This window comes from Streptomyces sp. NBC_01232 (assembly GCF_035989885.1).
In the GTDB taxonomy this organism is placed as follows: domain Bacteria; phylum Actinomycetota; class Actinomycetes; order Streptomycetales; family Streptomycetaceae; genus Streptomyces.
The window spans coordinates 814,762-827,088 of sequence record NZ_CP108518.1; the positions used below are offsets into that span (position 1 = coordinate 814,762).

The 12,327-nt window shown below is 72.2% G+C and carries 13 protein-coding genes and 1 pseudogene; 5 read left to right on the forward strand and 9 right to left on the reverse strand.

Annotated features, from left to right (window positions below):
- Window positions 1–56: 56 nt before the first annotated feature.
- Genes OG444_RS03945 through OG444_RS03965 form a run of 5 tightly spaced genes read right to left on the reverse strand, consistent with a single transcriptional unit; the run spans window position 57 to window position 4,839 of the window.
- Window positions 57–716 (reverse strand): HAD family hydrolase, encoded by a 660-nt coding sequence (locus tag OG444_RS03945; RefSeq protein ID WP_327260758.1) that lies wholly within the window; start codon window positions 714–716, stop codon window positions 57–59.
- On the reverse strand, window positions 713–1,816 hold the full coding sequence (locus tag OG444_RS03950) for an ABC transporter ATP-binding protein (protein WP_327260759.1): 1,104 nt from the start codon (window positions 1,814–1,816) through the stop codon (window positions 713–715). Before OG444_RS03950 ends, OG444_RS03945 begins: the two co-directional genes overlap by 4 nt.
- Before the next feature lie 4 nt (window positions 1,817–1,820).
- Window positions 1,821–2,798 carry an ABC transporter permease gene (locus OG444_RS03955; protein WP_327260760.1) on the reverse strand — a complete coding sequence of 326 codons (978 nt, stop codon included), beginning with the start codon at window positions 2,796–2,798 and terminating at the stop codon, window positions 1,821–1,823.
- Window positions 2,786–3,676 (reverse strand): ABC transporter permease, encoded by an 891-nt coding sequence (locus OG444_RS03960; RefSeq protein WP_327260761.1) that lies wholly within the window; start codon window positions 3,674–3,676, stop codon window positions 2,786–2,788. The genes OG444_RS03955 and OG444_RS03960 overlap by 13 nt, the downstream gene beginning before the upstream one ends.
- The gene (locus OG444_RS03965; protein WP_405787470.1) at window positions 3,676–4,839 is read right to left on the reverse strand and encodes an ABC transporter substrate-binding protein; all 1,164 of its coding nucleotides are present in this window, start codon (window positions 4,837–4,839) and stop codon (window positions 3,676–3,678) included. Before OG444_RS03965 ends, OG444_RS03960 begins: the two co-directional genes overlap by 1 nt.
- Before the next feature lie 201 nt (window positions 4,840–5,040).
- Between OG444_RS03965 and OG444_RS03970 the strand changes: the two genes are divergently transcribed.
- Window positions 5,041–5,799 (forward strand): GntR family transcriptional regulator, encoded by a 759-nt coding sequence (locus tag OG444_RS03970; protein ID WP_327260762.1) that lies wholly within the window; start codon window positions 5,041–5,043, stop codon window positions 5,797–5,799.
- Between the two features lie 5 nt (window positions 5,800–5,804).
- On the opposite strand, the gene OG444_RS03975 is transcribed toward OG444_RS03970, so the two are convergent.
- Window positions 5,805–6,734, reverse strand: a complete 930-nt coding sequence (locus OG444_RS03975; protein ID WP_327260763.1) for a reductase — start codon at window positions 6,732–6,734, stop codon at window positions 5,805–5,807.
- Between the two features lie 71 nt (window positions 6,735–6,805).
- Here OG444_RS03975 and OG444_RS03980 point away from each other — a divergent pair, with 71 nt between their 5' ends.
- The 3 genes from OG444_RS03980 (at window position 6,806) to OG444_RS03990 (ending at window position 8,521) form a co-directional block, all read left to right on the forward strand.
- Window positions 6,806–7,729, forward strand: a complete 924-nt coding sequence (locus OG444_RS03980; protein ID WP_327260764.1) for a LysR family transcriptional regulator — start codon at window positions 6,806–6,808, stop codon at window positions 7,727–7,729.
- Between the two features lie 82 nt (window positions 7,730–7,811).
- Window positions 7,812–8,297 carry a DUF2975 domain-containing protein gene (locus OG444_RS03985; protein ID WP_327260765.1) on the forward strand — a complete coding sequence of 162 codons (486 nt, stop codon included), beginning with the start codon at window positions 7,812–7,814 and terminating at the stop codon, window positions 8,295–8,297.
- Complete coding sequence (locus OG444_RS03990; RefSeq protein WP_327260766.1) at window positions 8,297–8,521, forward strand: helix-turn-helix domain-containing protein; 225 nt, start codon at window positions 8,297–8,299, stop codon at window positions 8,519–8,521. The genes OG444_RS03985 and OG444_RS03990 overlap by 1 nt, the downstream gene beginning before the upstream one ends.
- A 174-nt stretch (window positions 8,522–8,695) precedes the next feature.
- Here OG444_RS03990 and OG444_RS03995 read toward each other — a convergent pair whose 3' ends face one another.
- Together OG444_RS03995 and OG444_RS04000 are read right to left on the reverse strand one after the other, a co-directional pair.
- Entirely contained in the window at window positions 8,696–9,643 is a 948-nt protein-coding gene (locus tag OG444_RS03995) for an NADP-dependent oxidoreductase (RefSeq protein WP_327260767.1), read from the reverse strand.
- A gap of 220 nt (window positions 9,644–9,863) precedes the next feature.
- Complete coding sequence (locus OG444_RS04000; RefSeq protein WP_327260768.1) at window positions 9,864–10,994, reverse strand: alpha/beta hydrolase family protein; 1,131 nt, start codon at window positions 10,992–10,994, stop codon at window positions 9,864–9,866.
- Window positions 10,995–11,129: 135 nt separating this feature from the next.
- On the opposite strand from OG444_RS04000, the pseudogene OG444_RS04005 reads away from it, so the two are divergent.
- Window positions 11,130–11,554, forward strand: a pseudogene (locus tag OG444_RS04005) (GNAT family N-acetyltransferase).
- 81 nt (window positions 11,555–11,635) lie between these two features.
- Here the strand turns inward: OG444_RS04005 and OG444_RS04010 are convergent.
- On the reverse strand, window positions 11,636–11,938 hold the full coding sequence (locus OG444_RS04010; protein ID WP_327260769.1) for a hypothetical protein: 303 nt from the start codon (window positions 11,936–11,938) through the stop codon (window positions 11,636–11,638).
- Between the last annotated feature and the right edge of the window lie 389 nt (window positions 11,939–12,327).

Genomic DNA, 12,327 nt, shown 5'->3' on the forward strand with positions numbered 1-12,327 from the left:
CACGGTCGGGGCCGGCCGACCGACCGGACCCCGGAGCCAGGGTCAGGCCCCGGGTGTCAGGCCCCGGGCATCAGGCAGCGCCGCAGCCGGGCCACGGTGACGTTCTCCAGGGATCCGGCGAAGCTCCGCGGCGGGGACGCCGGGACCGGCAGCAGGGACGGGACCACCAGGACCGCGCAGCCGGCCGCCTCCGCGGAGGCGGCTCCGTCCGGCGAGTCCTCCACCGCGACGCAGGCCTGCGGTGCGAAGCCCAGGCGCTCCGCGGCCGCCCGGTAGGGGTCCGGGTGCGGCTTCGTGCGGGCGGTGTCGTCGGCCGACAGGGTGAAGGCGAAGGGGACATGCGCCAGCGAGCCCCCGACCACCGAGTCGACGACGACCCGCGGTGAGGCGCTGACCAGGGCGAAGGGCACGCCCTCCGCCTCCAGTGCGGCCAGCAGCCGCCGGGCTCCGGGCCGCATCGGCGCCCCGGCCTCCACCCGGCGGAAGAAGCCCGCGGTGAGCGCCGCCGCCACCTCGGACGGGTCTCCCCCTCCCGAGACCCGTACGAGGTGGGCGGCGGTGTCCTCCACCGCCCGGCCGACGACCTCGGGCGCGTCCGCGTCGGTGAGCCGGTGGCCGAGGCCGCCGGCCGTCTCCTCGGTGGTCCGCCACCACAGCACCTCGGTGTCGACGAGGGTGCCGTCCATGTCGAACAGGACCGCGGCGAGGGCGCTCACGCGGACCCGGCCACGACGAGCACGGGCCGCTCGGCCAGTCCCACGGCGGCGCGTGCGCCCGGCACCAGGGATCCGGCGTCCCGCGAGGGCAGGTCCGCCTTGACGGCGACCCCGCCGGGCAGTTCCAGGTGGAGCCGGGTCACGGAGCCGAGGAAGGAGGCGGAGAGCACGGTCGCCGTGCCTTCGCCGTCGGCGGCGACGGTCACGTTCTCGGGCCGTACGAGGACCTGCACCTGCGGCGTCGTGGGGACCGGGCCGTCGACGGGCAGGCGCGCTCCCGCCACCTCGACCAGCCCGGAGCCGGCGAGCCGTCCGGGCAGCCGGTTCATGGTGCCGACGAACTCGGCGACGAAGGGGGTGGCCGGGCGGTCGTACAGCTCGGCCGGGGCGGCGCACTGCTCCAGCTTCCCGGCGTTCAGGACGGCGACCCGATCGGCCATCGACAGCGCCTCCTCCTGGTCGTGGGTGACGAACACGGTGGTGATGCCGAGGGAGAGCTGGAGGCGGCGGATCTCCTCGCGCAGGTTCGCCCGTACCTTGGCGTCCAGCGCGGAGAGCGGCTCGTCGAGCAGGAGGACGCGCGGGCGCAGGGCGAGCGCGCGGGCGAGGGCGACGCGCTGCTGCTGGCCGCCGGACATCTGGTGCGGGTAGCGGTCTCCGTGGTCGGGCAGGCCCACCAGGTCGAGGAGTTCGGCGGCGCGCTCGCGCCGCTCGGCCGCGCCGACCCTGCGTACGCGCAGGCCGAAGGCCACGTTGTCCCGGGCGTTGAGGTTCGGGAAGAGGCTGTACGACTGGAAGACCATGCCGGCGTCGCGGCGGTTGGCCGGGACCCGGGTGATGTCCTGCCCGTCGACGAGGACCTCGCCGGAGTCGGGCTGTTCGAAGCCGGCGACGACGCGCAGGGCGGTGGTCTTCCCGCAGCCGGACGGGCCGAGCAGGGCGAGCAGTTCACCGGGTTCGACGGTCAGGTCGAGCCCGTCGAGGGCGACGGTGGAGCCGAATGCCCTGCGCAGGCTGCGGAACTCGACGCGCGCGCCCGCGGGCCGGGCGGGATCCGCCGGCTTCCCGGCCGCGGGGAGGGGGGTGGGCGTGGTGGACATGGACTCAGGGCTCCTTGCGGGAGGTGGTGGCGGGTGCGGCCCCGGCCGTGGAGGGGGTGGTCCCGGCCCGGGAGAGGGCGATCAGCAGCAGCCAGGTGATCAGGAGGCTGAGGATGGAGACGGCCACCGACATGCGGGCCTGGGCGCCGGAGATCGAGACGATCCACACCGCGAAGGGCTGGAACCCGAGGAGGGAGGCGATGGTGAACTCGCCGAGCACCAGGGCCAGGGTCAGGAAGGCGGCGCCGGCGAGCGAGGCCCGCAGGTTCGGCAGCAGCACGCGCAGGACGACGTACGGCCAGCTCGCGCCGCAGCTGCGGGCGGCCTCGACCAGGGTCGGTACGTCGATGGCGCGCAGGCCCGCGTCGAGCGAGCGGTGGACGAAGGGCAGGGCCAGGACCGTGTAGGCGAGGACCAGGACGACCGGGAACTTCTCGTGCTGGACGGCGATGAAGGTCTGGTACAGCGGGGTCCGCGACAGGTGGTCCGGTCCCCAGCGCAGCACGGTGGTGATTCCGGTGACGAGGGCGATGGGCGGCACCACCAGCGGCAGCATGCACATCACCTCGACGACCGGGCGCAGCCGCGGGGAGCCGATGCGTACGGCGACGAGCGCGGGCACGGCGAGCAGCAGCGACAGTGCGATGGTCGCTGCGGCGAGCCCGAGGGAGAGCAGCAGGCTCTCGGTGAAACCGTCGGCGGAGAGCAGCTCGGTGTACGCCTCGAAGGTGATCCCGCGGCCGGGGACGTGAACGGTGAAGACGAACGAGGCGATGAGCGGGATCAGGAAGTAGGCGCCGGCCAGGGCGAGGACGGCTCCGCGCCAGATCCGGGGGCGGGGCCGCCGGGCCGGGGTCCGCACGGGGGCCCCGGTGTCCGGTTCCCGCGTGTCCTCGCGGAGGCGGGGGTACCGGGTGGCCGGGGTAGTCGGGGTGGTCGGGGTGGTCGGGGTGGTCGGGGTGGTCGGGGTCATCGCAGCCATCGGGCGCTCCGTCGCTGGAGGGGCAGGTAGACCGCCATGACCAGGGCGGCGATCAGGATCATGTCGAGGCCGAGGGCGAGCGCCACGTTCTCCTGGCCGGTGAGCACGTTCCCGGACAGCGCGTCCGCGATCTTGAGCGTGACCAGGGGGACGGAACCGCCGACGAGGGCCGCGGCCGTGGCGTGGGCGGCGAAGGCGGTGCCGAAGAGCAGCACGAACCCGCCGAGCAGGGAGGGTGCGAGTACGGGCAGGCCGACGTGGCGCCAGAACTGCGCTCCGGTGGCCCCGCTGCTCTGGGCGGCCTCGCGCCACTGCGGGCGCAGCCCGTCCAGTGCCGGGGCGATCACGAGCACCATCAGGGGAATGAGGAAGTACAGGTAGACCATGGTCAGGCCGGTGAAGGAGTACAGGTTCCAGCCGAGATCGGTGAGATCGGCGAGCTGGGTCACGACTCCGGAGATCCCGACGGTGGCGATGAAGGCGAACGCGAGCGGTACGCCGCCGAAGTTGGCGAGGACGCCGGAGGCGGTGAGTGCGGCGCTGCGCAGGCCCGCGGAGCGGGAGGTGACCACGGCCTGGGCGATCACCACGCCCAGGACGCCGCCGACGAGTGCGGTGAGTGCGGAGAGCTGGACGCTGCCGACGAGGGAGCCCAGGTAGGGACCCTGGAGCGAGCGGGCGAGGTGTTCACCGGTCACCAGGGTGGCGCCGCTCGCCGGGTCGGTGCGGGTGACCGCGCCGTGGGCCATGGCGCCGAGCGGGAGGCCGAAGCAGAGCCCGGTGAAGGCGAGGAGGGGGAGGGCCGCGAGCCAGGTGCGCGGGCCGCGCCGCCGCCGGCGGGTGCCGGCGGCTGCGCGGGGGGCGGTGGTGGAGGACATCAGGAGAGGGCCTTGTCCCACTTCTCGGCGAGGGTGGCCTTGGCCTTGTCGAGTTCCTCGGAGGCGGGGAAGGCCGGGGTGCCCTGGACCTGCGGGAGCTTGGCCACGGCGGCCTTGTCGGCGGTGCCGTCCTGGGTCATGCCGGGGAGCAGGACCGGGCGGGCGTATCCCTTCAGCCACAGGTTCTGGCCCTCGGCGCTGTAGAGGAACTCCAGCCACAGGCGGGCGGCCGCCGGGTTCGGGGCCTCCTTGTTGATGGCCTGCGAGTAGTACTGGGCGTAGACGCCGTCGGTGGGGACGGCGACCTTCCAGTCGACGCCCTTGCCCTTGAACTGGTCGGCGTAGCCGGCATTCAGGTAGTCCCAGTCGATGGAGATGGGCGTCTCGCCCTTCTCCACGGTGGCCGGGGTGGATTCGACCGGGAGGAAGTTCCCGCTCTTCTTCAGCTGTCCGAAGAAGTCGATGCCGGGCTGGATGTCGGCGAAGGAGCCCTTGTTGGCGAGGGCGGCCGCGTAGACGCCGCCGAAGGCCGAACCGGACTTGGTGGGGTTGCCGTTGAGGGCGACCTTGCCCTTGTACTCGGGCTTGAGGAGATCGGCGAAGGTCTGCGGGCAGGTGGGGATCCGGGCGGCGTCGCAGCCGATGGAGACGTAGCCGCCGTAGTCGTTGGTCCAGCGGCCGTCGGCGTCCTTCTGGGCGGCGGGGATCTTGTCCCAGGCGGTGACCTTGTACGGGGCGAAGAGGTTCTCGGCGGCGCCGCTGCGGGCGAAGGCGATCCCGAGGTCGAGGACGTCGGGGGCGCGCTTCTGGCCCTTGCGGGACTTGACCGCGGCGATCTCGTCGGCGCTGGAGGCGTCCGGGTTCTCGCTGTTCACCTTGATCTTGTACTTGGCCTCGAAGGCCTTGATGATCTCGCCGTAGTTCGCCCAGTCCGGCGGCAGCGCGATCACATTGAGCTCGCCCTCCTTCTGGGCGGCGGCTGCGAGGGCCTCCAAGGAGCCGAAGTCGGCGACCGAGGTCGCGGCGCCCGGCTGCACGCCGTTCTTGGCGCCGTCGGCACCGCCGGACTTCTGGTCGGGTGCGGCACCACACGCGCTGAGCGTGGTGAGTACGGCGGCGCTGAGCAGAACGGCCGCACCGCGACGGGCGGAGGAACTGAGCACGGTCTCTCCCGGAGACGAGGGTGGGTTCACTTGTCTGAACAAGTTGGCTCCAGTTCGCCCGGGCCCGCTGTACGGACGGTGAACGGCGCCCGTCCTCGGGAGCACGGCTCGACGAAGAGAGAAGAATGACCGGAAGAAGCCGTGACAGAACCTGTTGGAATGATCATGGGAGTCGGTCACGGCCATCTGGGGGCGAAGGACATGAGCACGAACGCGGGCACGGCCAGGTACATGGAGATCGCCGAGGCGCTGCGCGGGGCGATCCTCGCGGGCGAGCTCCCGGTGGGCGCGCTCCTGCCCTCGGAGAGCGATCTGGCGGCGCGCTGGTCCGCATCGCGCGGGACGGTCCGCCAGGCGGTCGCCACCCTCGCCGCGGAAGGGCTGATCGGTTCCCGGCAGGGCGCGCGGCGCATCGTCCTGAGGCAGGAGCGCCGGCACAGCTTCGGCGAGCTCAACAGCTTCGCCCAGTGGGCCGAGGGGCTCGGGCACCGGGCCGCCGGCCGCTTCCTGTCCCGCACCCGCCGGTCCGCGACGGCCGAGGAGGCGGACCGGCTCGCGCTCGCGCCCGGTACGGAGGTCCTGGCCGTGCTGCGGCTGCGCCTGCTCGACGGGGAGCCCACCATGGTCGAGCGGACCGCCTATGCAGACTGGGTCGCGGAGGCCGTCGAGATGCTGCCCGCGGACTGCCGGTCCGTCATGGACAGCCTGGCCGAGGGCTTTGGGGTCGTCGCCCACTACGGCGAGCACCTCATCGACGCCCTTCCGGCCGGCAGCGAGGACGCCCGGCTGCTCGAGATCCGGCGCGGCAGCCCGCTGCTGCGCCAGCGGCACGTCTCCCGGGCGGCCACCGGCCGCCCGATCGAGTGGTCCGACGACCGCTACCGGGCCGGCAGTGTGACCTTCAGTGTGAGCAACTCTTCGGTAGCAACTCCCTTGGAGCGGCGCGTCGGAGACCAGTGACCGCGTCAGGCGGCGGCGCGCACGCTCTCGTCGACCGCCCCCGGCAGCCAGTCGGCGACCCGGCCGAAGCGGAACCCCAGGGCCGAGGCCCGGCCGTTGTCGAGGGCGTAGGGGCGGTCGAAGGAGAAGGGCGAGGCGTGCGCGCCCGGCCCGACCACCCGGTACCGCGGCCGCCGTCCGGTCCGTGCGGCGACCGTCTCGCAGAGCGCGATCACGTCGAGGGCCCCGTGCGAAGCCGCGTTGACGGGCCCCGTGAAGGTCTGCTCCGCCGTCCAGTGCAGGAACGCGGCCATCTCGTGGTGATGGATGAAGGAGGTGGCGTACGGGGCTTCGTGGACGGCGACGGGGGTTCCGGAGCCGATCCGCTCCACGTAGTGCGCCAGCCGCCCGGTGAACTCCGCCGGGCCGCCACCGAGGACGTGTGCGGCGCGCACACCGGCGTACGGGAAGGCCGGCTCCCTCAGGAAGACGGCCTCGGCCTGCCGCTTCCCCTCGGCGTAGACGTACGCGGGCCAGGGCCCGGGCGCGCGGCCCGCCGCCCCCGGGAGCGGCAGCCGCACGGGGTCGAGCGACGCCTCGGCGACGGGGGCGGCGCCGGCGCCGCGGAGGACGTCGGGGAGCGTGGCCGGGTCGTAGACCTCCATGGTCGAGGTCATGACGTAGCGCCCGGTCCGCCCGGCGAACACCCGTCGGGCGACGGCGGCCTGGAGCGGCGTGTAGCAGACCTGGTCCACGACCACGTCGAATTCGCGCCCGCCCAGCGCGGCCCGCAGCGCTTCCTCGTCGTCGCGGTCGGCGACCAGCCGGCCGACGCCGGTGGGCGGGGTGCCGGAGCCCCGGTTGAGGACGGTGACCTCGTCGCCCGCGTCGCGCGCCCGGGTGACCAGGGTCTTTCCGAAGTAACGGCTGCCGCCGATGACAAGAATCCGCTTCATGCGTTCGACTCTGCCGCTGTATCGTCCCCAGCGGAACTGATGATCTGCTGTATGGATCGTAAGGAAAACTGTTGATCGATGTGCAGCGGCTGCGCGTCCTGCGGGCGGTGGCCGAGCACGGCAGCTTCAACCGGGCGGCCGGGGCACTGCTGCTGACCCCGTCGGCCGTCTCCCAGCACATCGCGGCGCTGGAGCGGGCGGTCGGCCACCCGGTGGCCGTTCGCAGTACGCGCGGAGTCACCCTCACCGAGCCGGGACGGCTGTTGGTGGAGGCGGCCGAGTCGATCTCCGCCGAGCTGGACCAGGTCCGCCACGCGATCGACCGGCTCACGGCGGACCGGCCGCGCCTGACCGTCGCCACCTTCACCAGCGGGGGCCGGCACCTGCTGCCCGCGGCCCTGTCCCGGTTCGTGGAGGCGCATCCGGAGGTGGAGCTGACGGTGCTGGAGAGCGAGCCGGAGGACGCGGTGCCGATGGTGCGCGGCGGCGCGGCCGATCTCGCGCTGGCTTACCACTTCGACGGCCCGCCGCCCGTACGTCCGGACGGCCGCCCGGGGCTCGACTGGGTGCCACTGATGGAGGATCCGCTGTGGCTGGTGCTACCGCCCGGCCACCGCCTCACCGGCCGGCCGTCGGCGGAACTGGCCGAACTGCGAGCCGACCGTTGGGTGCTGGGCTGCCTCAAGACGGAGGCCTTCCTGCGCCGGTACGCGGAGCTCGCCGGTTTCGACCTCCGGGTCGCGGCCTCCACCACCGACTACTTCTTCGCGCAGACCCTGGTCGCCGCGGGCGTAGGGGTCTCCCTTGTCCCGCACGTCTCGCTCTCCCCCGCCCCGGAGTCGCCGGTGGTCCGCGTCGAACCCCCGCGCCCCGCCCGGCACATCGGGCTGGTCCTCCCCCGCCGGCGGCGCCCGCAGCCGTACACCGAGACCCTCACCGCCGCCCTGACCACGGCAGCCGCCACGGCCCGCACACCGACCGGAGACCGCCCGTGAACCACCTCCTTCCCCCGGCACCTCTTGCCTCGCCTATCGACATTCGATAGATTTCCATCGTGAATCGATGGAGGGACAGGTCATGGGAAAGCTGACAGTGCATGCGTTGCGCGCCGTACTCGCCGTGGTGCTCGTCGGCACCGTGTTCGTGCAGGCATCGATGGTGTGGGCGTTGGCCACCGACCCGGAGGACGGCACGCTCCCCCTGACCCCGTTCCGTGTGATCACGATCCTGGGCATGGTGTCGGCCCAGGTCGCTCTGATCTGCGTCTGGCGGCTGGTGACGATGGTGCGACGCGGAACGGTGTTCTCCCACACGGCCTTCCGGTACGTGGACGGAGTGATCGGCGCGATCGTGGCGGCCGCCCTCATGTGGTTCGTGGTCACGGCCCTCAATGCGCCGGGCCAGCGCGAGGACCCGGGCGTCACCGTCATCATGGGCGGGGTTGGCGTGGCCATCCTGGGGGTGGCGCTCATCGTGCTCGTGCTGCGGATGCTGCTCACCCAGGCCGTCGCGCGCGATGTCGAAGCCGCCCGGATGCAGGCCGAGTTGGACGAGGTCATCTGATGCCGATCGCCGTCGACATCGATGTGATGCTGGCCAGGCGGAAAATGTCCGTGGGCGAGCTCGCGGACCGCGTGGGGATCACCCCCGCCAACCTGGCCGTACTCAAGAACGGCCGCGCCAAGGCGGTGCGCTTCGCGACGCTCGCCGCACTGTGCGACGTGCTCGAGTGCCAGCCGGGCGACCTGCTGCGCTGGGAGGCCGAGGAGGACGCCACGGACGGATGACGCCCTCCCTGTGGACGGGCACACTCCGGGCGCCTCCGCAGCACGTGCGCTGTCCGTCGAGCACAGCGACCCGGGGAGACGTGGTCCGGGATCGGCTCGGTGGGACATGCAGACGGCGGTCGGCGGTGCCGACCGCGAACTCCGAGGCCGCGGGCCCTGGTGACCTGGTTTCGGTCAGGGCGTGATGACGAGTTTGCCGCGGACGTGCCCGTTCAGGAAAGCGGTGCGTGCCTCGTCGATGGAGGCGAGAGGGTAGCTGCGGGTCTCGGCGACGCGCAGGCCGCCCGCCGTCACCCCGACGGCGAGACGGGCCATGTCCTCGCCGGTGGCGCGGTAGGCGAAGTTCACCGCCCTGATTCCCTGGGCCGCGAGAGCGTCGGGATCCGTGGCGAAGACCGTGCTGAGCAGTCGGCCGCCGTCACGCAGCAGAGGTGCGATACGGGTGGCGACGGTCTCGGCGTCGTCGGCGAGGTCGATGACGGCGTCGATGCCGTCGGGGTGGGCGGAGCGGACCGCGTCGGCGACATCGGTGGTGCGGTGATCGATGACCTCGGCCGCGCCCAGGGAACGGGCGTACTCGTGGTCCGCGGTGGCCGCCACGGCGATGACGTGGGCGCCGCGGCCCGCGGCCATCTGCAGCGCGTAGGAGCCCACGCCTCCGGTCGCACCGACCACCAGGAGCTTTTCGCCCTCGGTCAGGCCGAGCCAGTCCACCGCGCTCTGTGCGGTCCCGCCGGTCATCGGCAGCGCCGCAGCGGCCGCGGGGTCCAGGCCCTCGGGGCGGGGCGCCAGGGCCGCGTGCCCGGGGGCGGTCATGTATTCGGCGAAGGAGCCGTGCTCGAAGGAGCTCGGCCACACCAGGCCGAACACCTCGTCGCCAACGGCGAAGCCGGCGCCCTCGCCGACTGCGGTCACGGTGCCCGCCACGTCGAAGCCGAGGGTGAGGGGGAAGGAGAACTCGGCTCCCGAGTTGGCCAGCTCTCCGCCGACCACCTTGAAGTCGAGCGGATTGAGTCCTGCCGCACGGACCTTGATCTGCACCTCGCCCGGCTCCGGGTCCGGAACGGGAACCTCCCGAAGGGCTGGGGTGTCGCCGAAGGCGTCGATGACGTAAGCGCGCATAGCGGAGCCTTTCACGAATGGCCGCTCAGCCTCTGCGGCCAGAGGCACGAGGACGGCCGGACACCGGGGTGGTCCGCAACGGATCATCACCCGGGAACGCTGACCAGGCCCGCCCAGCACACCCCGGTCGGCCAGGGCGGACCCGGACGGCGTAGCCGAAGGCAACCCGCACCGAGGCGACCACAGCCCGCGCCGCCGCCTCCTCCGGCGGTGATCAACCTCAGGGGCGGTGGAAGCGCACTTCCGGGAAACGTGCTGCCGGTCCGTCCAGCAGCGAGGCGTTCCGTCCGCGCAGGTGGGTGTCCACGAACGCCGTCACGTAGGCCCTGGTGATGGCATCGGCGCGGTCACCGTCCAATCGCTGGAGGGACATGCCGCACTGCTTGGCCAGGGATGCCAGGTCGGTGAAGGACAGGTGCCCGGTGTCGTCGACGCTCAGCCAGCGCTTCCATCCGGTCAGTTCGGTCCAGGTCTCGTCCCAGGTCGAGTCGATGCCGCCGGGTATGTGACTGGGCTGGCCCAGCATCAGGAACGGCCGGTCCAGGGGCGTGTCGTTCGGGAACCGGAAATTGCCGTCCATGTTGACCGCCGCCTTGACACGCGGATCGCGCAGCATGGCCGGGATCGTGCTGAAACCGCCGGCCGAGTGCCCCACCACGGCGATGCGGCCGGGGTCGATGGGCGCGCCGCGCTTCCACGGCGACCGGGGGCCGGTGAGCTCGTCGAGTACGAAGGAGATGTCCTCGGCGCGGACTGCGCCGACCTTGGGGTAGTCCCTGTCCGCGCACGCCAGGCAGGAGGTGGTGCGCCCGTCGGGGAACGAGATGCCGTCCGCCTCGTAGTTGTGTCCGATGCCGGCGACGACGTAGCCGCGGGCTGCGAACTCCTCTGCGAGGCCTGTGAGGGTGGCGCGTGGCATGCCGAAGCCCGGTGACAGGACGACGAGCGGCAGTCTGCCGTGGATCTTCGACGGCTTCGCGTCCACCGTCGAGTGGGTCCTCACGTTGGCCAACAGATCGGTCGGCAGGTCCAGTCCGGTGGCTGCCAGATACTGCTCGGACTCCTCCGCCGTCATGTAGGGCGAGGGCGTGCCCGCCGGCCTGACGGCCGGGTACCAGAGGGAGACCATCAGCTCCCGCTTCTCCGAGGGGACCCACGGGTCGGCCCGGTTCTCGTCCTTCAGGTGGACCGTGGACCTACCGACCGGGTGGTGCCCGGACGGTACGGGGAGCACGAGCGCGGTCCCGGGCGGTGGTAAGGGGCGGGTGTCGGCATGGGCGGTCGTGGCGGAGAGGGTGCCCGCCAGAGCCGCGGCAACAGCGGCACCGACCAGGAACAGGCGTCGTCGCATCGAGTTGTCTCCCAGCATGTCTTGCGTGATGTCCGGCCCGGTGCGGGCCGATGACTCGAACGCTATGCCGGGCGCGAACGGCTGCCATCGGCCCGGGGATGTACGCCGGTGGCGGCCGTACATCCCCGGGCTGACATCCCCGGGCGGTGGTGGGATCCGAGGGCAGTGCAGGCTCAGGAAGCGTTCAGGCTGATCTATGCCGAAGCGTTCGCCGAGCCTCCGTACAACGAGACCGAGGACGACGTCGTCGCCGCCTTCCGCCGCTTTCCCCCGCAGGCCTGCCGGTGCCCGCCGACATGCGGCGGGAAGACGGGCACCGCACCTTCGGACTGATGGAACTCGCCGTGCGCGGACCGTGGCGTGGGCAAGGCATCGCGCGGCGCCTGCACGAGACGCTGCTCGAGAGCATGCAAGCCGAGCGGGTGCTGTTGAACGTCCACCCGGCCAGCCGGGCAGCGTCGTCCGCCTACCGAACGTGGGGATACCGCAAGGTGGGCGAGGCGCGGCCCTGGGGCACGGGCGCGGACCTCCACGACGTGATGCTGCTCGACCTACGCTGACGACGCCACCTCCGCCGGGGCGCAGCGAGCCGGCATGAGGCCTTTTCCTCCGGCTATCGCGGAGAAAGACACCTCATGCAGTCAAACCGTCAAGCCGCTGCCCCATCGCCCCCGCAGAACCTCGGCCCAGTCTCCGGCTTCCGGACCCGGATCCTCCCACTGTGGCACCCGGCTGGGAGCCGTCTCGATCAGGTGGACAAGCGTCCAGGCAACGCCGTAGCAGTCGTCGGGGCCGAAGCAGGTGGCCAGGGCAGCCGCCTCTTCGGACGTAACAGGGCGGGAGATCGTCCTCAGCTGGCGTTCACGCCTGTCGATCTCTTCCTCGCTCGCGTCCCCACCGGGAAGCGGTCCGTCGGCAACGAACGTCTGCACTTCGGGTCTCATGACCGAATGATCCTCTCCCCAGCCGCCCTTGGACAAGCTGCCTCGTTCTGCTTCGCGCGGTGATTGTTCCTGCCGGCCGGGGCTCTGCGGAGAGGGCGATCGCTTCTCCTGCCGGTGGTACCGAAGGCCGTGGCGCCCGGGCTCGCCGGACATCACGTCGTATCAGTCGGCGCACACAGCCCGAGCGAGGCGACCATCCAGCCAGCCACCGCGTCGGTCGTCCCGCAGTTCCCGCATTGGTCGATGTCGCGGGCGGACAGGTTGCCGGAATGGCGCCGGCGGTCCCGATGCCGAGGAAGCCCCGGCGGTCCGCGCTCCAGCTGTGCCGCTGGTCAGCCTGGGGGCCGAACGCCGCGACCTGCTGCCCGTGGCCGCCGAGAGCGCCCGGG